22 protein-coding genes are annotated in these 21,335 nt (G+C 66.8%); 9 read left to right on the forward strand and 13 right to left on the reverse strand.

Features of this window, described 5'->3' with window-relative positions:
* Window positions 1-57 precede the first annotated feature (57 nt).
* Window positions 58-1,173, forward strand: a complete 1,116-nt coding sequence (locus ACZYRS_RS02880) for a citrate synthase/methylcitrate synthase (protein WP_463418051.1) — start codon at window positions 58-60, stop codon at window positions 1,171-1,173.
* A 109-nt stretch (window positions 1,174-1,282) separates the two neighbouring features.
* Window positions 1,283-2,302 (forward strand): hypothetical protein, encoded by a 1,020-nt coding sequence (locus tag ACZYRS_RS02885; RefSeq protein WP_463418052.1) that lies wholly within the window; start codon window positions 1,283-1,285, stop codon window positions 2,300-2,302.
* On the opposite strand, the gene ACZYRS_RS02890 is transcribed toward ACZYRS_RS02885, so the two are convergent.
* The 7 genes from ACZYRS_RS02890 to ACZYRS_RS02920 form a co-directional block, all read right to left on the reverse strand.
* Window positions 2,293-3,540, reverse strand: coding sequence for a phenylacetate--CoA ligase family protein (locus tag ACZYRS_RS02890; RefSeq protein ID WP_463418053.1), 1,248 nt, complete (start codon window positions 3,538-3,540; stop codon window positions 2,293-2,295). The genes ACZYRS_RS02885 and ACZYRS_RS02890 overlap by 10 nt on opposite strands.
* Before the next feature lie 319 nt (window positions 3,541-3,859).
* Entirely contained in the window at window positions 3,860-4,672 is an 813-nt protein-coding gene (locus ACZYRS_RS02895) for an ABC transporter ATP-binding protein (protein ID WP_198788771.1), read from the reverse strand.
* 100 nt (window positions 4,673-4,772) lie between these two features.
* Window positions 4,773-6,104 (reverse strand): ABC transporter substrate-binding protein, encoded by a 1,332-nt coding sequence (locus tag ACZYRS_RS02900; RefSeq protein WP_198788770.1) that lies wholly within the window; start codon window positions 6,102-6,104, stop codon window positions 4,773-4,775.
* Between the two features lie 69 nt (window positions 6,105-6,173).
* Window positions 6,174-7,238: a branched-chain amino acid ABC transporter permease gene (locus ACZYRS_RS02905; RefSeq protein ID WP_463418054.1), complete on the reverse strand. Its 1,065-nt coding sequence runs from the start codon at window positions 7,236-7,238 to the stop codon at window positions 6,174-6,176.
* An 89-nt stretch (window positions 7,239-7,327) separates the two neighbouring features.
* Window positions 7,328-8,257 (reverse strand): branched-chain amino acid ABC transporter permease, encoded by a 930-nt coding sequence (locus tag ACZYRS_RS02910; RefSeq protein ID WP_463418055.1) that lies wholly within the window; start codon window positions 8,255-8,257, stop codon window positions 7,328-7,330.
* 15 nt (window positions 8,258-8,272) lie between these two features.
* Complete coding sequence (locus tag ACZYRS_RS02915) at window positions 8,273-9,058, reverse strand: ABC transporter ATP-binding protein (protein ID WP_198788767.1); 786 nt, start codon at window positions 9,056-9,058, stop codon at window positions 8,273-8,275.
* Window positions 9,055-11,010 carry an AMP-binding protein gene (locus ACZYRS_RS02920; protein WP_463418056.1) on the reverse strand — a complete coding sequence of 652 codons (1,956 nt, stop codon included), beginning with the start codon at window positions 11,008-11,010 and terminating at the stop codon, window positions 9,055-9,057. Before ACZYRS_RS02920 ends, ACZYRS_RS02915 begins: the two co-directional genes overlap by 4 nt.
* 84 nt (window positions 11,011-11,094) lie before the next feature.
* Between ACZYRS_RS02920 and ACZYRS_RS02925 the strand changes: the two genes are divergently transcribed.
* The 6 genes from ACZYRS_RS02925 to ACZYRS_RS02950 all read left to right on the forward strand — a co-directional run bounded on the left by ACZYRS_RS02925 (window position 11,095) and on the right by ACZYRS_RS02950 (window position 14,761).
* Entirely contained in the window at window positions 11,095-11,865 is a 771-nt protein-coding gene (locus ACZYRS_RS02925; protein ID WP_093436480.1) for a Crp/Fnr family transcriptional regulator, read from the forward strand.
* Complete coding sequence (locus ACZYRS_RS02930) at window positions 11,862-12,332, forward strand: hypothetical protein (protein ID WP_463418057.1); 471 nt, start codon at window positions 11,862-11,864, stop codon at window positions 12,330-12,332. The genes ACZYRS_RS02925 and ACZYRS_RS02930 overlap by 4 nt, the downstream gene beginning before the upstream one ends.
* A 59-nt stretch (window positions 12,333-12,391) precedes the next feature.
* On the forward strand, window positions 12,392-13,159 hold the full coding sequence (locus tag ACZYRS_RS02935; RefSeq protein ID WP_463418058.1) for an SDR family NAD(P)-dependent oxidoreductase: 768 nt from the start codon (window positions 12,392-12,394) through the stop codon (window positions 13,157-13,159).
* Between the two features lie 23 nt (window positions 13,160-13,182).
* Window positions 13,183-13,440, forward strand: a complete 258-nt coding sequence (locus ACZYRS_RS02940) for a hypothetical protein (protein ID WP_463418059.1) — start codon at window positions 13,183-13,185, stop codon at window positions 13,438-13,440.
* Between the two features lie 128 nt (window positions 13,441-13,568).
* Complete coding sequence (locus tag ACZYRS_RS02945; RefSeq protein ID WP_463418060.1) at window positions 13,569-14,351, forward strand: LysM peptidoglycan-binding domain-containing protein; 783 nt, start codon at window positions 13,569-13,571, stop codon at window positions 14,349-14,351.
* Window positions 14,339-14,761, forward strand: a complete 423-nt coding sequence (locus tag ACZYRS_RS02950) for a hypothetical protein (RefSeq protein WP_463418061.1) — start codon at window positions 14,339-14,341, stop codon at window positions 14,759-14,761. The genes ACZYRS_RS02945 and ACZYRS_RS02950 overlap by 13 nt, the downstream gene beginning before the upstream one ends.
* 10 nt (window positions 14,762-14,771) lie before the next feature.
* On the opposite strand, the gene ACZYRS_RS02955 is transcribed toward ACZYRS_RS02950, so the two are convergent.
* Together ACZYRS_RS02955 and ACZYRS_RS02960 are read right to left on the reverse strand one after the other, a co-directional pair.
* Entirely contained in the window at window positions 14,772-15,806 is a 1,035-nt protein-coding gene (locus ACZYRS_RS02955) for an MBL fold metallo-hydrolase (protein ID WP_463418062.1), read from the reverse strand.
* Between the two features lie 60 nt (window positions 15,807-15,866).
* Window positions 15,867-16,844 (reverse strand): Bug family tripartite tricarboxylate transporter substrate binding protein, encoded by a 978-nt coding sequence (locus tag ACZYRS_RS02960; RefSeq protein ID WP_463418063.1) that lies wholly within the window; start codon window positions 16,842-16,844, stop codon window positions 15,867-15,869.
* Window positions 16,845-17,062: 218 nt separating this feature from the next.
* Here ACZYRS_RS02960 and ACZYRS_RS02965 point away from each other — a divergent pair, with 218 nt between their 5' ends.
* Window positions 17,063-17,440 carry a VOC family protein gene (locus ACZYRS_RS02965; RefSeq protein ID WP_463418064.1) on the forward strand — a complete coding sequence of 126 codons (378 nt, stop codon included), beginning with the start codon at window positions 17,063-17,065 and terminating at the stop codon, window positions 17,438-17,440.
* 43 nt (window positions 17,441-17,483) lie between these two features.
* Here the strand turns inward: ACZYRS_RS02965 and ACZYRS_RS02970 are convergent, their stop codons facing one another.
* From ACZYRS_RS02970 to ACZYRS_RS02985, 4 genes are read right to left on the reverse strand one after another with little or no spacing between them, the layout of a single operon-like run.
* On the reverse strand, window positions 17,484-18,425 hold the full coding sequence (locus tag ACZYRS_RS02970; protein ID WP_463418065.1) for an alpha/beta hydrolase: 942 nt from the start codon (window positions 18,423-18,425) through the stop codon (window positions 17,484-17,486).
* Window positions 18,422-18,811: a RidA family protein gene (locus ACZYRS_RS02975; protein WP_463418066.1), complete on the reverse strand. Its 390-nt coding sequence runs from the start codon at window positions 18,809-18,811 to the stop codon at window positions 18,422-18,424. Before ACZYRS_RS02975 ends, ACZYRS_RS02970 begins: the two co-directional genes overlap by 4 nt.
* The gene (locus ACZYRS_RS02980) at window positions 18,808-20,247 is read right to left on the reverse strand and encodes an FAD-binding oxidoreductase (protein WP_463418067.1); all 1,440 of its coding nucleotides are present in this window, start codon (window positions 20,245-20,247) and stop codon (window positions 18,808-18,810) included. Before ACZYRS_RS02980 ends, ACZYRS_RS02975 begins: the two co-directional genes overlap by 4 nt.
* Complete coding sequence (locus ACZYRS_RS02985; protein ID WP_463418068.1) at window positions 20,244-21,230, reverse strand: tripartite tricarboxylate transporter substrate-binding protein; 987 nt, start codon at window positions 21,228-21,230, stop codon at window positions 20,244-20,246. Before ACZYRS_RS02985 ends, ACZYRS_RS02980 begins: the two co-directional genes overlap by 4 nt.
* Between the last annotated feature and the right edge of the window lie 105 nt (window positions 21,231-21,335).

The raw sequence follows: 21,335 nt of genomic DNA on the forward strand, positions 1-21,335 counted from the left end.
GTCAATGTTAGCGCCGACAGAATCGATGTCATCGTGACAACCCAGGAGTACGAAACGATGAACAACAACGATGGCCTCGAAGGCGTGGTGGCCGCGCATACCGTGCTGTCCGAAGTGGACGGCGCGGCCGGCCGGCTGGTGATCCGCGGCCACCAGCTCGACGAGATCGCGCAGCGTTGGCGCTACGAAGACGTGGTGGCATTGCTGTTCCAGGGCTTCTTCGACACCGTGCCGAATGCCGCGGCCCTGCGCGGCGCCCTCGACCGCGCACGCCGCGAAGCCTTCGAGCGCCTTCAGCCCAACGACGACGCGGTGCTGCGCAAGATGCCGCCCATCGAAGCGGTGCGCGCGCTGCTCGCGCGGCTGCCCGATGGCGATGACCTCGCCACCGCGCTGCGGCTGGTCGCCGCGCCCGCGGTCTACACGGCCGCCGTGATGCGCTGGCGTCTCGGCGTGCAGGCCCTCGCACCCGACGAATCGCTGCCTTATGCCGCCGACATGCTGCGCATGCTCCACGGCCGCACGCCCACGGCCGCGCAGGCCGCCGCGCTGGACACCTACCTGGTCACCGTGTGCGACCACGGCCTCAACGCCTCGACCTTCGCCGCGCGCGTGGTGGCATCGACGGGCGCGGGCCTGGCATCTGCGGTGCTCGCCGGCATCAGCGCGCTCAAGGGCCCGCTGCACGGCGGCGCGCCCGGCCCGGTGCTCGATGCGCTCGATGCCATCGGCACCGCCGCCAATGCGCGCCACTGGCTCGAAGGCGCGGTGGCCGGCGGCCAGCGCCTGATGGGCTTCGGCCATCGCATCTACCGCGTGCGCGATCCGCGCGCCGATGCGCTCAAGGGCGCGCTGCGCCGGCTGAGCGCCGAGGGCAGCGTCAACGCCGCGCGCTTCGAACTGGCCGAAGCGGCGGAGCAGGCCGCGCTCGCGATCCTGCGCGAGAAGAAGCCCGACCGCGCGCTGGAGACCAACGTCGAGTTCTACACCGCGCTGCTGCTCGAAGCGCTGGGCTTCGGCCGCGAGAGCTTCACCTGCGTGTTCGCCGCGGGCCGCGTGAGCGGATGGGTGGCGCATGCGCGCGAGCAGGTGAAGAACGGCAGGCTCATTCGTCCGCAATCGGTGTACGTCGGGCCCGCGCCCGAAGCGGCCGAAGCCGCGCTCGTGCACTGAGCCCGAAGAGGCAAGCGCAAGGCCCACGCGCCTTCGCACCGTCATCCGGTACGCTCGTTGTCTTCGCATGCCGACCGCGGCATGCATGACGCAATCCGAAAGTATTCCTATGACGGTGAACCCTTCCGACGAGCGCGCGCTGCGCTTGCCCCGCGACTTCGCGCTGATCGCAGTGGGGCTCGATGTGGCCATGTTCGTCATCAGCACCGTCGTGCTGCTGACGCGGTTCACGCCCGACGTCGAGCAGATCCGCAGTGCCTACGCGCAACCGGAGGTCTGGATCAGCATGCTGGCCGGCCTCGCGGTGCCCTGGACGCTGTCGGCCGTGCTCGGCTGGAGCCATGCACGCAATGCGCTCGAAAGGCTCGGCGCGGCGAACGTGGCGCTGGCGCACGATGCGAGGCTGCGCTTCGCAACGGTGTGGGCACTCGTGGTCGCGTTCAGCTACTACGGCCTGACACCGCTGTTCTTCAAGATCAGGACGCTGTTCATGCTCGGCGGCCGCTTCGAAGAGTTCTCCGGCTACTCGCCTTATCTCGGCATGGGCGCCGCCATGCTGTTGCAGTCCGTTGTCCAGCTGACGGTGCTGGTGCTCGGCCTGTGGCTTGCAGCACGCCTCGCGCTGAGCCGCGGCCGCGGCCAGGAGGTGCCGGTTTGTGCACCGGAGGATGCGGCCTTCGAGGTTTCCGGCGCACTGCCGCGCCGCGCCGTCATGTGGCTGATCGCCGCGCTGTTCGCGTCGATGCAGCTGTGGAGCAGCCTTGCGGTCTCCAACTGGCTTTTCCGGTCGGATGACAACACGCTCAGGTTGCTGCTCACCCTGGTGCTTCCGTGGCTCGCGGCCTTTGCGCTCGCTTTCTGGGGCGCCTGGCTCGGTACGCGCGCCGGCATGTCGCCGGCGCGGCCTTTCAGGGCCGTGGCCGCGTCCGTGTCGGCCTTCCTGCTGGTGCAGGTGATGAGCCTCGTGATCGCGATCGCATGGTTCTTCATTGCCTACGCGAGCTCCTTGCGCGTCTCGAACACACTCGGGGCCATCGGCCTCACCGTGGCGCTCGCGCTGGTCTATGCGGCGCTGGTGGTGGTGATCACGCGCGCCATGACGCGCCGGTTCTATCGCCGCTACTTGTAGCTGCGCGCGTCCTCGATCACCTTGCCGTCGTTGGGCAGCGTGCCCGGCGCCACCAGCTCGATGGTGCCGCGCAGCTTGGTCACCTCGCGCACCGCATCGGCAATGCGCGCATCGAGCCCGGCCGGCGTGCCGGCGCATTCGAGCCTGAAGGTCATCTGGTCGTCGCCCATCTCGCCCGAGACCACCAGGCGCGCGCGCTGGACCTCCGGAAAGCGCCGCGCGATCTCGGCCACCTGCGAGGGGTGCACGAACATGCCGCGCACCTTGGTGGTCTGGTCGGCGCGGCCCAGCCACCCCTTGATGCGCTTGTTGGTGCGGCCGCTCGGGCAGGTGCCCGCGAGCACGGCCGAGAGGTCGCCGGTGCCGAAGCGCACCAGCGGGTAGTCGGGGTTGAAGCTGGTGACGACGATCTCGCCCACCTCGCCGTCGGGCACGGGGTCGCCGGTGCCGGGGCGCACGATCTCGACCAGCACGCCTTCGTCGATCACCAGGCCTTCGCGCGCGCTCGTCTCGTACGCGATGAGGCCCAGGTCGGCGGTGGCGTAGCACTGCGTGCCCTTCACGCCATGCGCGGCGATCCAGTCGTGCAGGCTCGGCGGAAAGGCTTCGCCGGAGACCAGCGCCTTGGTGAGCGAGGGCAGCTTCTGCCCTTTCTCCTCGGCCTTCTCCAGCAATATCTTCAGGAAGCTCGGCGTGCCCGCATAGCCTTCGGGCTTGAGGTCGACGATGGCATCGAGCTGCTGCTCGGTCTGCCCGGTGCCGCCCGCGAACACGGTGCAGCCCATGGCGCGCGCGCCGCTCTCCATGATCGAGCCGGCGGGGGTCATGTGGTAGCTGAAGCTGTTGTGGATCAGCTCGCCGCTGCGAAAGCCCGCCGCGTGCAACGCCCGCGCGGTGCGCCAGTAGTCGCGCGCTTCGCCTTCGGGTTCGTAGATGGTGCCGGGGCTCGCGAACATGCGCGGCATGCGCGGGCCGCGCACGATCGAGGCGAACCCGCCGAAGGGGTCGTCGGCGCGGCGTTGCTTCTGCAACTCGAGCAATTCCGATTTGCGCGTGACCGGTAGTCTGGCGAGCGCTTCGCGCGTCGTCACGTCCGCGGGCTTCACGCCGTCGAGGATCTTCTTGAACGCGGAGGTGGCTGTCTGTGCCTGCGCGATCTGTTTCGGCAGCGCGGCGAGCAAATCGTGCTCGCGTTCGGCGGGGTCGCGGATCTCGAGCTTGTCGTAGTGGTCGGTCATGTCCGTACCCTTTATCTTTTCAGTTCAGCGTCTTGCCGACGGGTGTTGTTCAGGGCGCGTGCACAGGCCACCGGGTACTCCCCTCCGCGAATGTCCCCCGGCCTGCGGCCTCCTCCTTGATTTCGCTGCGGGGAGCACCCGATGCCCTGTGCACATGGAAGCGCGGCTGGTGTGCGACCGATCAACGACCGCTCTTGGAAACGGTCACGCCGGCGGGGCGCCTTGCGCAGCGAAATCAAGGAGGAGCCGAAGGCGGGGGACATTCGCGGAGCAAGGTGCCCCGTCGGCGTGATCGCGCCCTGGACAACCGATCGCCGCGTCAAGCCAGCCACCTTTTCCGCCGCTTGTAGCTCTTCACATCGCGAAAGCTCTTGCGGTCCGCGCCGCCGACGCCGAGGTAGAACTCCTTGACGTCCTCGTTCTCGCGCAGGCTCTTGGCCTCGCCGTCCATCACGATGCGGCCGTTCTCCAGGATGTAGCCGTAGTCGGCGTAGCGCAGCGCCATGTTGGTGTTCTGCTCGGCCAAAAGAAACGTCACGCGCTCCTTGGTGTTGAGGTCTTTCACGATCTCGAACACCTCCTCCACGATCTGCGGCGCGAGGCCCATCGAGGGCTCGTCCAGCAGCACCATCGTCGGGTTGGCCATCAGCGCGCGGCCGATGGCGCACATCTGCTGTTCGCCGCCCGAGGTGTAGGCCGCCTGCGAGGTGCGGCGCGTCTTCAGGCGCGGGAAATACGCGTAGACCTTGTCCAGCGTCTGTTGCACCGCGGCCTTGCCGTCGGTGCGCGTGTAGGCGCCGGTCATCAGGTTCTCTTCGATGGTGAGGTGGGCGAAGCAATGGCGGCCCTCCATCACCTGGATGAGGCCGCGCTTGACCAGCTCGGCCGGCGACAGCGCCTCGATGCGGTTGCCGCGCAATTCAATGGTGCCCTTGGTCACCGCGCCGCGCTCGCCCGCGAGCAGGTTGCTCACCGCGCGCAGCGTGGTCGTCTTGCCCGCGCCGTTGCCGCCGAGCAGCGCCACGATGCCGCCCTCGGGCACGGTGAGCGACACGCCCTTGAGCACGAGGATCACGTGGTTGTAGATGACCTCGATGCCGTTGACATTGAGAAGGATGTTGGGTTCGCTCATGGTGTGGTCCGAAGCATTCGCAAGGACAGCACAGGGGTGCCGTCCTTGCGAATGGCGGCTCTTGCGAGCCGCCACCGCACTTTCATTGGGTGTCAGTGCATCAAGACTGGCAGTCGGCGGCTTCGCGGCGCGTCAGCTTCTTTTCGCCGGCGTACTTGTCGGCGGCGCCCTTCACCATCGGCTTGATGATCTGGTCGTCGGCCTGGTACCACTCGGGCGCGATGTTCCACTTGGCGCCGTCCCAGGTTTCCATGCGGGCCCAGGTCGAGCCGATGTGGTCCTGGCACGAGGTGCTCACCGGGCGCATCACGCCGGCGAAGCCGAGCGCGTCGAGCTTCTTCTGGTCGAGCGCCAGGTTCTCCAGGCCCCAGCGCACCTGCTCGCCGGTCATGACCTTGCCCTTGCCGAAGCGCTCCTGCGCGCGCTTGACGGCTTCCACGCTCAGCATCGAGATGATGGCGCCGCGCGTGTAGAGCACCGAGCCCACTTCGTCGCGCGGACCCGAGCCCTGGCCCTTGTCGTGCACTTGCTTGAGGATGTCCTGGATCACCTTGTTGTCGGGACCCGAGCCATTCAGCGCGAGCGCGTTGTAGCCCTTGGCGTTGGCGCCCACGTCCTTCACGTCCGGCTCGGCGCCGGCCCACCACACGCCGTACATCTTCTCGCGCGGGAAGCCCGTGGCCACGGCCTCTTTCAGCGCGGTGGAGTTCATCACGCCCCAGCCCCACAGCAGCACGAAGTCGGGCCGCTGCTGGCGCACCTGCAGCCAGGCCGACTTCTGTTCCACGCCGGGCGCGGTCACCGGAATCAGCGACAGGTCGAAGCCGTGCATCTTGGCGCGCTCCTGCAGCAGCGGAATCGGTTCCTTGCCGAACGGCGAGTCGTGATAGACGAGCGCGATCTTCTTGCCCTTGAGCTTGTCCAGGCCGCCCTCTTTCTTGCCCAGGTGCTGGATCAGGATGTCGGCCGCGGTCCAGTAGCTGCCCATGAGCGGGAAGTTCCACTTGAAGACGCCGCCGTCCTGCGAGGCCGCCAGGCCGTAGCCGAGCGTGACGAGCGGGATCTTGTCGGTGGGCACCTTGTCGGTCAGCGCGAAGGTGATGCCGGTGGCCTGCGGATCGAAGAGCGCCACGCCCGGGCGGCCCTTCAGGCGTTCATAGCATTCCACGCCCTTGTCGGTCGCGTAGCCGGTTTCGCATTCCTCGAAAGTGATCTTCACGCCGTTGATGCCGCCTTGCGCGTTGACCAGCTTCAGGTAGTCCTGCTTGCCGTTGGCCCACGGCGTGCCGTTGGGCGCGTAGGGGCCGGTGCGGTACACCAGGAGCGGGAAGAACTGCTCCTTGGCCTGCGCCTGTGCGAGCGATGGCGCGAGCAGGGCGCCGAGGGTGCTGGCCACCAGGGCGGCGGTCAGAGCGAGCGATTTCAGTTTCATGCCTGTCTCCTTTTGTGGGCACCTCGGTGCCGGGGTTTTTTACGAACGGGAACTCTTCGAAAAACTGTCTCAATGCGGGAAGGGCCAGAGCCGCAACTTCTCCTTGGCCGTGGACCACAGCCGCGCGAGGCCGTGCGGCTCGACGATCAGAAAGAACACGATCAGCGCGCCGAAAATCATGGTCTCCAGGTGCGAGGCCAGCGCGGTGGAAATCGAGAAGCCCAGCCACGCGGGCAGCTGGTTCAGAAAGAGCGGCAGCAGCACGATGAACGCGGCGCCGAAGAAGCTGCCCATGATCGAGCCGAGCCCGCCGATGATCACCATGAAGAGAAGCTGGAACGAGCGGTCGATGCTGAACGCCGCCGGCTCCCACGCGCCCAGGTGCACGAAGCCCCACAGTGCCCCGGCCACGCCGACGATGAAGCTGCTCACCGCGAACGCCGTGAGCTTGGCGTACACCGGGCGGATGCCGATCACCGCGGCGGCCACGTCCATGTCGCGCATCGCCATCCACTCGCGGCCGATGGCGCTGCGCACGAGGTTCTTCGCGAGCAGCGCGAACACCACCACGAAGAGAAGACAGAACAGGTATTTCTGCACCGGCGACTCGATCGGCACGCCGAACACGTTGAGCCCCGCCACGCTCACCGAACCCGACGACGAGTTGTTGGTGAACCACTGGATGCGCAGGAACGCCCAGTCGGTGAAGAACTGCGCGGCCAGCGTGGCGACGGCCAGGTACAGGCCCTTGATGCGCAGGCTCGGAATGCCGAAGAGCACGCCGATCACCGTCGCGCAAAGACCGCCCAGGAGCAGCGAGGCGATGAGCGGCATGCCGTCGATGCGCACCTGGAAGTTATAGGCCGCGTACGCGCCCACCGCCATGAAGGCGCCGGTGCCCAGCGAGATCTGGCCGCAGTAGCCCACCAGGATGTTCAGGCCCAGGGCCGCGAGCGACAGGATCAGGAAAGGCGTGAGGATGGCGCGCATCCAGTAGTCGGAGACGCCGAGCGGCACCACGACGAACGCCACGAGCAGCAGCACCAGCATCGCGATGCGGTCCTGCGCGATCGGGAGGATCTGTTGGTCGGCGCGGTAGCTCGACTTGAACTGGCCGTTTTCTCTGTAGAACATATCAATGCCCGTCCGGCCGCCCGAAGGGCATTGAGCGCCCCCTCGGGGGGCAGCGATACACGAAGTGATGAGCGTGGGGGCTTTTCATTTCAGACCCGATCGATGATTTTTTCGCCGAACAGGCCTTGGGGCCGAACCAGCAGGAAGACCAGTGCGAGCACATACGCGAACCAGATCTCGATGCCGCCACCGAGCATGGGGCCGAGATAGATTTCAGACAGCTTCTCGCCCACGCCGATCAAAAGGCCGCCGATGATCGCGCCCGGAATCGAGGTGAGCCCGCCCAGGATCACCACCGGCAGCGCCTTCAGCGCCACGAGCGACAGCGAGAACTGCACGCCGAGCTTGGAGCCCCAGATGATCCCGGCCACCAGCGCCGAGAAGCCGGCCACCGACCACACGATCACCCAGATGCGCTTGAGTGGAATGCCGATGGACTGCGCGGCCTGGTGGTCGTCGGCCACCGCGCGCAGTGCGCGGCCGGTGGCGGTCTTCTGGAAGAAGATGGCCAGCACCACCACGAGGCCCGCGGCCACCAGTGCGGCGATCAGGTCTTCCTGGCTCAGCAGCAGGCCGCCTTCGAAGGTGCCTTGCAGCACCATCAGCGGTTCCTTGGGCATGCCGACATCGATCTTGTAGATGTCGTTGCCGAAGATGGTCTGGCCCAGGCCGTCCAGGAAGTAGGCGATGCCCAGCGTGGCCATCAGGAGCGTGATGCCCTCCTGGTTCACCAGCTTGCTCAATGCGAGCCGCTCGATCAGCCAGGCCACCACCACCATCACCGCCATCGCGGCGATGAAGGCCAGGATGTTCGCGAGGATCTGGTTCTGGAAGCCGAACCACAGCGGAAACCACTCGGAGAAACGCGCCATCGCCAGCGCCGCGAACAGCACCATCGCGCCCTGCGCGAAGTTGAAGACGCCCGAGGCCTTGTAGATCAGCACGAAGCCGATAGCGATCAGCGAATAGAGCATGCCGACCATGAGGCCGCCAAAGAGGGTTTCAAGGAAAAAGCCCATCGTGTTCTTTCGTGATCAGTGCTCGACGCCGAGGTAGGCGCGGATCACGTCTTCGTTGTTGCGCACTTCATCGGGCGTGCCGTCGCCGATCTTCTTGCCGTAGTCCAGCACCACCACGCGGTCGGAGATGTCCATCACCACGCCCATGTCGTGCTCGATGAGAACGATGGTCGCGCCGAACTCGTCGTTCACGTCGAGGATGAAGCGGCTCATGTCCTGCTTCTCTTCCACGTTCATGCCGGCCATAGGCTCGTCCAGCAGGAGCACCTGCGGCTCCATCGCGAGCGCACGGCCCAGGTCCACGCGCTTTTGCAGGCCGTAGGGCAGGCGGCCCACCGGCGTCTTGCGGTGCGCCTGGATTTCCAGGAAGTCGATGATGTGCTCGACGAACTCGCGGTGCCGCAGCTCTTCGCGCTCGGCGGGGCCCCAGCGGAAAGCCTGGGCGAGCAGGCCGCTCTTCATCTTGAGGTTGCGCCCCGTCATGATGTTGTCCAGCACGCTCATGCCCTTGAAGAGCGCGAGATTCTGGAAGGTGCGCGCCACGCCCATCTCGGCCACCTGGCGCGAGTTCATGTGCTTGAAGGTCTGGCCGCGAAAAGTGATGGAGCCCTGCTGCGGCCAGTACACGCCGTTGATGCAGTTGAGCATCGAGCTCTTGCCCGCGCCGTTCGGGCCGATGATGGCGCGCACTTCGTGCTCGCGCACGTTGAAGCTGATGTCCGTGAGCGCCTTCACGCCGCCGAAGCTCAGCGAAATGTTCTGCACGTCGAGGATGACCTCGCCTGTCTTGCGATTGCTCATGCGGCCGCCTTCACGATGGGGAAGGTCCTGGCTTCGACGATCTTCAGCGTGGCATTCACCACGCCCGTGCGTCCGTCCTCGAACTTGACCTGGGTTTCGATGTACTGCTCGGTCTTGCCGCCGTAGAGCGCATCGAGCAGCACCGCGTATTTCTCGGCGATGAAGCCGCGGCGCACCTTGCGCGTGCGGGTCAGCTCGTCGTCGTCGGGGTCGAGTTCCTTGTGCAGCACGAGAAAGCGCGCGATCTGCGTCTCGCCCATGCCGTCTTCGCTCGCGAGGTCGGCGTTGACCTTGCCGATGCATTCGGCGATCAGCGTCAGCACCTCGGGCTTGCCGGCCAGGTCGACGTAGCCGCCATAGGCGAGGCCCCGGCGCTCGGCCCAGTTGCCCACGGCCTCGAAATCGATGTTGATGGCCGCGCAGACCTCGTCGCGCGCGTTGCCGAAGCACACCGCTTCCTTGATCTGCGGAAAGAACTTGAGCTTGTTCTCGATGTAGTTGGGCGCGAAGATCGCGCCGCCCACGAGCCGGCCCACGTCCTTGGCGCGGTCGATGATGCGCAGGTGCCCTTCGCTGTCGAGCACGCCCGCATCGCCGGTGTGGAAGTAGCCGTTGGCATCGAGCACTTCGGCCGTGGCGTCGGGGCGTTTGTAGTATTCCTTCAGCACCGAGACGCCGCGCACCAGCACCTCGCCGTCGTCGGCGATCTTCAGCTCGATGCCGGGCGCCGCGGTGCCCACGGTCTGCAGCTTCACCTTGCCGTCCTGCTGCAGGCACACATAGGCGCAGGTCTCGGTCTGGCCGTAGAACTGCTTGAGGTTCACGCCGATGGAGCGGTAGAAGCGGAACAGGTCGGGCCCGATGGCCGCGCCCGCCGTGTACGCCACGCGGATGCGGCTCATGCCGAGCACGTTGCGAAGCGGCCCGTAGATCAACAGGTTGCCGAGGCCATACATCAGCCGGTCGCCCGTGCTCACCGGCGCGCCGTTGAGGATGTCGGCGCCCACGCGCTGCGCGAGCGCCATGAACTTCGCATAGAGCCAGCGCTTCGGAGCGGCCGCGTCTTCCATGCGGATCGACACCGCGGTGAGGAGCCCCTCGAAGGTGCGCGGCGGGCCGAAGTAGTAGCTCGGGCCGATCTCGCGCATGTCGTTCATCACCGTCTCGGCCGACTCGGGGCAGTTGAGCGTGAAGCCGCCCACCAGCCACTGCGCCACCGAGAAGAGGTGATCGCCCACCCACGCCATCGGCAGGTAGCTCATGATGTTGTCGCCGGGGCCGAGCCGGTCGGTCTCCACGCCGCCGCGGCCCGCCGCGATGAAGCTCGCATGCGTCTGGCACACGCCCTTGGGGCGGCCGGTGGTGCCCGAGGTGTAGAGGATCACGCCGACGTCGGTGGCCTCGCCGCTCGCCACCGCGCGGTCGTAGCAGCCGACGTTGGCCTTGTCGAATTCGCGGCCCAGCGCGCGCAGCGCTTCGTAGCTCATGAGTCCGGGCTGGTCGTAGTGGCGCAGGCCCTTGGGGTCGTCGTAGATGATGTGGCGAATGCCGTGCGCTTGGTCTTTCTGCAGCTCGCGGCACTCCAGCAGCTTGTCGACCTGCTCCTGGTCTTCGACGATCACGAAATCGATCGCCGCGTCCTGCAGCATGAAGACCATCTCGCTGGCCACCGCGTCCTGGTACAGAGGCACGGGCACGCCGCGCAGGCTCTGCGCCGCGACCACCGCCATGTACAGGTGCGGCCGGTTGGCGCCCACGATGGCCAGGTTGTCGAAGGCCTTGAAGCCGAGGCTCGCGAGGCCGCAGGCCATCTCGCGCACCTCTTCGGCCACGGCGCTCCAGGTCCAGGTTTGCCAGATGCCGAGGTCTTTCTCGCGCACCGCGGGCGACTCGGGCTGGGCCTGGGCGTGCGCGAGCAGCAGACGGGGGAAGGTGGGGGCGGTTGTTTGCACAGTGGGCGGATCGTAGGTCTCACTTTGACGCCCGGTTGTCGTTCCAACGACAATCCTAGGGACACTACTCCCCGGAGTTTCCCGATGCCTCACGGCAACCTCAACCAGAGCCAGCTCGGCAATTCGATCAAGGACCGCGTGCGTGCCGCCAACGCCGCGGAGCTCGGCGGCATTCCCTGGCTGCCCACGCTCACGCCCGCCGAGCGCCGCCGCGCCGAGGCCGCGCTCGTGGTGGGCGAGGCCGAGCCCGGCGACCTCGTTTGCCGCGTCGGCCGCTCGCCGACCTACTGGTTCGGCGTGGTCGAAGGCCTCCTGAAGATGAGCAACGACAACGCCGACGGCGGCTCGGTCACCTACACCGGCGTGCCGCCCGGCGGCTGGTTCGGCGAAGGCACGGTGATGAAGCGCGAGCCCTACCGCTACAACATCCAGGCGCTGCGCCGCAGCGTGGTGGCGGGGCTGCCGATCGAGAGCTTCCACTGGCTGCTGGACCATTCGATCGGCTTCAACCGCTTCGTGATGAACCAGCTCAACGAACGCCTGGGCCAGTTCATTGCGGCGCTGGAGATCGACCGGCTCAACAACCCCGACGCGCGCGTGGCGCGCAACCTGGTGTCGCTGTTCAACCCGGTGCTGTACCCGGGCGTGGGCGAGGTCTTGCGCATCACGCAGCAGGAGCTCGCGTACCTGGTGGGCCTGTCGCGCCAGCGCGTGAACGAGGCGCTCAACGGGCTCTCGGCGCAGGGCCTGATCCGCGTGGAGTACGGTGGCCTGCGCGTGCTGGACCTGCCCGGCCTGCGCGTGAGCGCGATGTCGAACAAGAAGAACGCCTCGGCGGAAACGGAAACCTCATGACCCTCAAAGACCAGCTCCAGGTCGTGCCCGCGAACGCGGAAGCGGCCTTCATTCCTCCGCCCGAGGCGCCGAAGACGAAGGCCCAGGACGCCGGTCCGACGCTCGCGGAAGCCATCGAACGCAACGAGGCGCTCGCCGAGAAGATCGATGCGCTCGACGCGATCCTCGCCAAGCCGCTCAGCGAAATCCTGGGCGATCGCGAGAAAGCCGAAGAGGCCGCGCTCGCCTGGGACCGCTTCGGCGCGATGTGGATGCTCTCGCAGCGCGCCATGCGCCGCGTGGCGCTCGACCTGGCGGCGCAGCTCGGCGTGAGCGAGGAAGAGGTCATCGCGCGCGCGATGACGAACGCCAACGCGGTGCTCAACGGCGCCGACGAAGTCGACCTCGGCGGCACCATCGCGCCCGCGCAGCTGCAGCACATCGCGCGGCACCGCGCGTTCCTGCGCAAGCAATTCCGTACCGGTTGAGCCGCAAGGCCTCTCGATCCCCCTTAACCTCCCGCCTTCGTTCAAGAAAGACTATTCCGATGACCGCTGCCTCCCACCTCACCCTCATCACCGGCGCCTCGCGCGGCCTGGGCCGTGCCATGGCCGAACAATTGCTGCAAGCGAGCCACGTGGTGCTCGGCATTTCGCGCAAGCAGGATGCGCAGCTGGCCGAGGCCGCCAAGGCCGCCGGCGCCGAGCTCACGCAGTGGGAGCAGGACCTGTCCGACCCCGTCGCCGCATCGGCCCGCGTATCGGCGTGGCTCAAGACGCTCGATGCGCAACGCTTCGACAGCGTGACCCTCATCAACAACGCCGGCACCGTCGGCAACCCCGCGCCGCTGGCCGGCGCCGTGAGCGGCGAGCTGTCGCTGGCTTTGCGCATCGGCCTCGAAGCGCCGATGCTGCTGACCGCCGCGTTCCTCAACGCCACGCGCGAATGGCGCGGCGCGCGCAAGGTGCTGAACATCTCCTCGGGCCTAGGCCGCAACGCGATGGGCAGCCAGGCGCCCTACTGCGCGGCCAAGGCCGGCATGGACCGTTTCTCGCAGGCCGTGGCGCTCGAGGAAGCAGCCGCGCCGAACGGCGCGCGCATCGTCTCGCTCGCGCCCGGCATCATCGATACCGACATGCAGGTGCAGCTGCGCGGCGCATCGGCCGAGAACTTTCCGGACCGCACGCGCTTCGTGAGCATGAAGGAAGAAGGGCGCCTGGACAGCCCCGCTGGCGCAGCCGCCAAGGTGCTCAAGTACCTGGCGCGCGAGGACTTCGGCGCGAACCCCGTGGCCGACGTGCGCGACCCGGCCTGAGCACCCCAGAAACGAGCACGACCATGGCCACCGCAAAGTCGATCGACACCAACGACTACAAGCTCTTCCCGTCGCCGAGGAACGTGCACCGCGTCATCTTCGAACATCAGGTCTTCGTGCCGTACCCGTACGCGCTGATCGTGATGGACGAGTTCTACTTCAAGGGCCGCTACAGCCTGTTCTCGGCGTGCAGGATGAGCGACGGGAAGATGGGGCAGGTGGCGACGTTCGAGCTGGATACGGACGTGGATATCTTCAACACGAAGTTCGTGCCTGATTGAAGTGCGGCGTATGTCGCAGCGAGGCCGACTTCCTGTCGGTTGACCGGCCGTTGCTGGCGTAGCTTCTCCCTGCGGGGCGCGGATGTGGGTTCGCGCTCCGACAACAACATCCAATATCAGGGAGTGACATGACCACAGCACGAACGGCCGGGCATCCGGCAAACCATGCTTCGAAGACCAGGTCGAGCGAGCCAGCTCGCAAATCCGGCTATGAGAAATGGCAGGACGGAATCGATGACGCGGACGCCAACTGGGATGTTCACGATTGCGAGATTCGTTCGACGGTCGACGAGTACAACCGCCACCTGAGCAACTCCGCGGGCTACGTCCCGCTGAACTGGAAGGTCGTCAAGATCATGTTGTGGGTCGAGACGGGCGCTAGGGACCCGCTGTGGGAACGCAGACCCATGCAGATCGGCAACACCAACGACCCGGGGCTGACCTCGCTGCTTATTGGCAACGAGGGCGGCTCCCTCATCGTTCCGCCATCGATATCACGCGGCTTGTCGCTGGAGGGCGCGAGGTCCGATCCGAAGCAGAACATTCGGGCTGGCGTCGGCTATCTGCTGATGCGCATGGCGAGCTATGCATACAGGAGCGTCCTCGACACCGATGCAACGGTTCACGAAGTCACGGCAATGGCGGGCGACAGCATCGAGAAGATGGCCAAGGCCCAAGGCAGTACGCCGGAGGTGATGAAGAAACTGAACCCCTCCGTCGGTCTCGTTCACGCGGGCGACGTATTGAAGTACCAGAGAGCCGCGGTCAAACGGGTCATCACAGGTTGGAACCCGCTTTCATCGGGCAGCATCGCACAGCGCTACAACCATGGCGATCCTTTCTACGCGAGGAAATTTCAATACGCGGCTTTGGCCGTCGACAAGCGCGGGGAGGCTGCATGCGCACGCTGACCCTGGCAACAATGCTTGTTACAGGCGCTCTCTCCGGACCGGCCGCCGGTGGTGAAAGACCGTTTACAGGTGCCTTCGAGGGGACCGGACGCGCGTGCTCCGGCAACCTCTACATCCGCGAGAAGACGGCCGAATGGAATACGCCCTTCAGCGTCTGCAAACCCGCGCGCTATGAGTTGCTCGAGAAGGATTTCACAGGCGAGCACAAGCGGCTCGCCCTGCGAATAAAGTCCCGCAGCAAGAGATGCGCTTACGAGGTATTCGAGGTCGAGCAGGTAAGCCGGTATGGCTGGAACGCCAACGCCTACCAGACGCTCGAAGCCTTCCAGAAAAGAGCCCAACCCGACTGGCTGGGCTCCCCGCTGCCCGAGCGGCTGACGCTGTCCTGTCCCACGGTCCTCCTGGACTGACGGGCCTTGGCTACTGCAGCGCGAACCGATCGCGCTGCGCCTGCGCGCACTCACCCATCACGTTCAGCGCGCGCGACACCGCGGGCGTGCCGATCACGAAGGGATTCGCCGCGCTCGCCGGCTGCTGCCGCAGCGCGGCCAGCTTGCCCTGCGAGCCGTCGTAGCCCGAGTGGTTCGACACCAGCACGTCGATCTTCTGCGCCTCGGCCACCGAGCCCATGCGCCGCGTCGCGTCGATGTAGCTCCCCAGCCGCGGCACGTTCTTGCCGAAGTTGAAGGCCGTGCCGCCCCAGAGCATCGCGCGGTGCTTCTGGCCGTTGGCGGTCACGTCGAACACCGGCGAGATGGTGCCCATGGTGTGGCCCGGCGTGATGTACAGCGTGACGGTGGTGTCGCCGAGCACGAGGCGGTCGCCGTCCTTGACCGACACGTCGCCCGCGCCGCGCTTGGGCGGTGCGCCCCAGACGGGCGTGGCGAACTCGAGCTTCGTCTCGGTCATCGTCCAGTCGGCTTCGCTCATGACCACGCGGGCGCCGTATTTCTGCGCGAGGTAGGGCGCGCCGCCGTAGTGGTCGCCGTGGCCGTGCGTGACGACCACGTATTTGATCTGCGCCGGGTTCAGGCCGAGCCTGCGCATGCCGCCTTCGATGAGCGCGGCGGCTTCCATCTGGTTGTTGAGCGCATCGATGAGGATGATGCCGTCCGAGGTCTTGATCGCCCACGCGCTCACCCAGTCGGCGCCCACGAAGTAGAGGTTGTCGAAGGCCTTGCCCGGCGGCGGCGCGGGCTTGTCGATGAGGGCCTTCAGGCCCCTGTCCAGCTCGGCCTGCGGCGGCTGCGCGGCGGGCGCGGGCTTGCAGAGCGCCAGCAGCGGCGCGAGGTCGGTGCCCGCGTCGCGCGTGGCCGCGGCGACGTGCGCGGCGATGGTGGCTTCGGAAGGCGGCTGCTGCGCCGGTGTCTGCGCGCAGCCCTGGATGAGAGCGGCAACCGCTGCCAGGGCGGTTGTCTTCAGCAGCAGGGTGCGCGGGTTCTTGCGGAATGCCATCGGTGTCTCCATGCCGTCGTCGCGGCCCGTTGTGGAGACACCATTCTGCGACGCGAAGTCTTATTCGATGGTCGCGCCCGAGGCTTGCACGATGCCCTTCCACTTCTCGTAGTCGGTCTTCAGGAGCGTGCCGAACTGGTCGGGCGTCATGCTCTCGGGCTCCGCGCCCTGGCCGATGATGGCGGCCTTCATCTCGGGCGTGGCCAGGAGCTTGTTGACCTCGGTGTTCAGCGTGGCGACGATGTCCTTGGGCGTGTTGGCCGGCACGAAGATGCCGTACCAGGTGCTCACGTCGAAGCCCTTGTAGCCGAGCTCGGCAACGGTGGGCGTCTCGGGCAGCGAGGTGCTGCGCTTGGCGGAGGTGACGGCCAGCGGACGCAGCTTGCCGGCCTTGATCTGCGCCATGGCCGAGGGCACCGACGACACCATCAGGTCGACGTTGCCCGCGAGCACGTCCATCATGGCCGCGTTGGAGCCCTTGTAGGGCACGTGGCGCATCTTGATCTTGGCGGCGCTGTTGAAGATCTCGCCGGCCAGGTGGATGGTGGTGCCGTTGCCCGGCGAGCCGTAGGTGATGGTGTCGGGCGCGGCGCGCGCGGCCTTGACCACATCGTCCAGCGTCTTGAATTTCGAGTTGGCCTGCGTGACGATCACCACCGGCGTGTAGGCCACGTGGGCCACGGCCGTCAGGTCCTTCACCGGGTTGTAGCTCAGGTTCTTGTAGAGCCAGGGCGCCACGACCATGTTGTCCTTCTGGCCCATCACGATGTCGTAGCCCGTGGGCGCGGCGCGTGCGGCCTCGGCGATGCCGATGGTACCGCCGGCGCCGCCGCGGTTGTCGGGCACCACGGTCCAGTGGTTCGCCTCGGTGAGCTTCTGCGCGACCAGGCGCGCCAGGATGTCGGTGCCGCCGCCGGGTGGGAAGGGCACGATCATGCGGATGGGCTTGGTGGGATAGCTCTGCGCATGCGCGGCGGTGGCGAACGCGAGGGGGAGTGCCAGCGCAAGGGCCAGCGTGCGGGTGAGTTTGCGGATCATGGGTTTGTCTCTGTGTCTGGACGAATCGGGATTGCAGCAGTGGCGATGGAGGTCTTTTGGCCTCACTGCACCGAGGGTGCAGTGTGCCGGAAGTGGCGCGGCGCTGTTTTCGTGGTTCGCGATGGGTCCCGTATCAGACGGCGGCGACTTGACAGGGCACCTCGGGCGCCGAACATGAAATGTCGATCCACACACAGCAAGCAACACAGGAGACAACCATGCTCGGAAACATCGATGCGACGGCCAACCTCGCGGTGAAAGACCTCGCGGTGGCCCGCCGCTTCTACGAAGACACGCTGGGCCTCGCCCAGGTCGACGCGGAGGGCGACGAAGTCGTCGTCTACCGCAGCGGCAACACGCGCATCAACGTGTACCGCTCCGACTTCGCCGGCACCAACCAGGCGACGGCCGTGACCTGGCAGGTCGGCGCGGACATCGGGGGCCTCGCCGCGGCGCTCAAGGCCAAGGGCGTGCGCTTCGAGCACTACGACATGCCCGATACGAAGCTCGAAGGCGACCTCCATGTCATGGGCGACATGAAGGTCGCGTGGTTCAAGGACCCCGATGGGAACATCCTGAACCTGATCAACGGCTGATCACTTCGGGCCAGGTACGCAGGGCCGTCGGGCACGGGGACCGTCAGCGCAAGCTGCGCTGCACCCATTGGCACAGCGCGCTGGAAGGGGTCTCGAACCCGTGGATGGCCGTGAAGTGATGGGCGTCGGCCTGCGGCGACAACTCTGACGCATTCCCGTGCGCCGTCCAGGCATCGTGCAGCAAACGCGACTGCCGCGCGAATTCCGAAGACTCCAGCGAGCCCCATGTGATCAGCACGGGCGTGGGGCATGGGCGCACGAGGAAGGCCGGCGAATTTCGTCGGACGACCCCCTCGCCGAGCTGGAGCCGGGGCTGCAGGTAGCTGAAGCGCAGGGCGGCCAGGTCATAGATGCCGCTGACCAGGATCGCCGCGCTGAAGGGGGCGGCCGGCAGGGCATAGGCACGCGCCCAGTCGGTTTGCAGGCACATGGCCGCCAGATGCGCTCCGGCAGAGTGGCCGCCGATCGCGACGCGACGCGGGTCGCCACCGTGCTGCGCGATGTTGCGCAACACCCAACTCGCCGCCGCGCGCGCCTGTCGCGAAATCTCGTCGATGCCGACGTGGGGCGCCAACGCGTAGTTCACGACGATGGTGGTGATGCCCGCGCCGTGCAGGCCCAGGGCGACGCAGCTGAAGTCCTTCGAGGAGAAGCGGCTCCAGTAGCCCCCGTGAATGAAGATGAATACCGGTGCGCCCGGGGCATCGGCCGGAAAGATGTCCAGCGTCTCCTCTCGCGTCGGACCGTACGGCACGTCCAGCACGCAACGCAGCCGCGAACGCGCCAGCGCGCTGCGCTCGACGTAGTGCCGCTGCTCGCCCGCCGGGTCGCCCACCGACAGCGACGGGTCGTACTGCGCATCGAGTTCCGCTTGCTTTGCGAAATTGCGGTACAGCGGTGGCTCCGCCACCGGGGAGCGATCGGCTGTGTGCGGCGCGTTCTCCTCGGGACGCATCTCTGTCGCATCGATGAACCGCGCCGTCATTTGTGCGCCTCCGCACCGACGACGGCGTAGGCCACGATCTCCAACTTCATGCCGGGCACGACCAGGGCCGCGACGGCCGCGCTCGATCGGTTGGGATACGGCGGGCTGAAGAACTCGCGGTAGACGTTGTCGATCACCGGCATGTCGGCCACATCGGTCATGTAGATGAGCACTTGCGTCACGTCCTGCAGGGTGCCGCCGGCGGCGATCACCGCGCGCTCCAGGTTGGCAAAGGTCAGGCGCGCCTGGCGCTGCACCGGCCCGGTGTCCACCGTGCCGTCCTGCAGCACGGGCCCGTGCGATGTGAACAGGATGCCCGCCGAAACGGTCGCCCAGGAGATTGGCTGCGCCATCGAAGGCAGCCCTGTGTCGATGATTGTCTTCATGAGGAAACCCCGGTTGCGCTGGCCTGCTGCGCCATGTCGAAGATCTTGCCCGGATTGAGCAGGTTGGACGGGTCGAGTGCGCGCTTGATCGCGCGCATGACCTCGAGTTCGGCGGCACTGCGGCTGACATGCAGGTGCGCCTTCTTGTGCGTGCCCACCCCATGCTCGGCGGACATGCTGCCGCCCATTTGCGCAAGCAGCCCATAGACCATGGCCTCGACGTCGTGCGCGGCCTCGGCGAACGGCATGTCGCCCAGCGAACCGGCGTCGATGGTGAGATGCAGGTTGCCATCGCCCAGATGGCCGAATCGCACGCAGCGCTGCCGCGGCCAGCGTGCCGACAGGGCCTGCGCACAGCGCTCGGCGAAATCACCGATGTCCGCCAGGGGCAGGCTGATGTCGAAGTTGATCGGGCGCATCACCGTCCCCAGCTCGGCCGGCGATTCGCGCAGGTTCCACAGGGCTGCCGCCTGTTGCCGCGACTGGGGCAGCACGGCATCGCTCACGACGCCCTCTTCCATGGCGCGGACCAGCACCGCCTGCAGGTTCTCGGCCAGCTGCGATTCGTCGGAGCCAGTGACATCGGCCAATACGGCAAAGGGATGGCTTTGCGAAAAAGGAGACGGCGCGCTTCGCAGCGTCAGGGCCAGATCGAAGAAGTCCTGCCACATCAGCTCGAACGCAGCGAGCGCGCCGGGAAACGCCCGCTTCATGCGCTGCAGCAACACCATGGCGCTCGCGTAGTCGGGCAAGGCGGCGAGCACGGTAGCGCGCGCCGTGGCCGCGGGATGCAGGCGCAACACCGCCTGCGTGATGACCCCCAGGGTGCCCTCGGCGCCAATGAACCACTGCTTGAGGTCGTAGCCGGTGTTGTTCTTGACCATGGGCCGCAGCATGTCCAGCACCGTGCCGTCCGCCAGGACCACTTCGATGCCGAGGGTCTGCTCGCGCATCATCCCGAACTGGATCACGCCGTTGCCGCCCGCATTGGTGGAGAGGTTGCCTCCGATCTGGCAGGAGCCCCGCGCGCCCAGGTCCATGCCGAACACCAGGCCCGCAGCTTGTGCCGCCTCTTGCACGGCTTGCAGCGTGGCGCCGGCTTGCACGATGACGGTTCCAGCCGGCGCGTCGACCGGTGCGATCGCGTTCAATCGTTCGAGCGACAGGGCCACCGCGTGGGCGCTCGCCACTGCGCCTCCGGCCAGCCCCGTCATGCCGCCTTGAGGCACCACAGGAACACGGTGGGCGTGGCACAGGCGAAGCACCGCTGCGACCTGCGCCGTGGTGGCGGGCTTGACCACCGCGAGCGGCCGCGCCGGCGCGGTGCCGCTCCAGTCGGCTTGGTGCCGCGCCTCGATGGCATCCCCTGCGCGCACGCCATCGGGTCCCAACGTTGCCGTGAGCACGGCGACGAAATCTTGTGGCGAGGTATTCATTGCGGCTTGAATCCGACCGTCTTCACCAGGGCGGTCCAACTGGACCGGGTGTCTCGAACATGGGCTGTCAGTTCTTCGGGCGAAGCAGCCGCCGCCATCGCTCCGATGGTCGACAGCTGGCCGGCGAACTCTGCCGATCCAGCGATCCTGGTGATGGCAGCGTTGTAAGACCGAAGCATGTCCGGCGGCGTGCCCGCCGGCGCATACACCGCCGTGAAGTTCACTTGTTCCAGTCCTACTACGCCGAACTCGGCGAACGTCGGGACATCGGGCAGCGCGCGCAATCGGGCGCTGCCGTCCACCGCCACGATTCGCAGCTTGCCGGACTGGGCGAACGGCAGCACGTTGCCGATGGTGCCGATGCCCGCGGCGATCTGGCCGGACACCAGGTCCTGGACCATCGGTGCAGCGCCTCGGTAGGGGATGACGTTCAAGCTCACTCCCATCGCCCTGCCGACCAGGTCGACCGCGAATTCGGGCTGGCTCGCCGGCGCCGGAACGCCCACGTTGGCCATGGCGGGATGGGCCTTGGCCCACTGCGCGAACTCGCGCAATCCCTTGGTGGAATCGCCGACCGCGGAGGTGCTCAGCGCCATGACGGCGGGGTCGATGGCCACCTGCGCCACCGGCACGAAGTCGCGTACCGGATCGAAGCCTGGAGAGAGCACCGTCAACGGGATCATCGATATGGTGTGGCTGTTCGACAGGAAGAGCGTCGTGCCGTCGGCCTTGGCGGCTTTCAATGCCACCGCTGCCAGTTGCCCGCCTGCGCCGGGCTTGTTCTCCACGATGACCGCGCGCCCCAGTTCTTTTTGCAGGCCCAGTGCCAGGTGCCGGGCGATCACATCGGTGCTGCCGCCTGCAGGAAATCCCACGAAGATCCTGAGCGGCTGCGAGTTGTCCGCCAGAGCGCAGGTGGCAGCGCTGGTCAGGCCGAAGGCCAGCACGCTGCGCCGGGTCGTGGGGCGCAAGAACGTAAACATTTTCATGGTTGGAGGGGAGTGGGAAATGGCAAGAGCGCCTGCTGGTGGCGTCCGGAAAAAGAGCGCTGTGAGCAGTTTTGAAGGTATCGGCCACGCGGGTTCTCA

Source organism: Variovorax sp. AC194, from assembly GCF_979257995.1.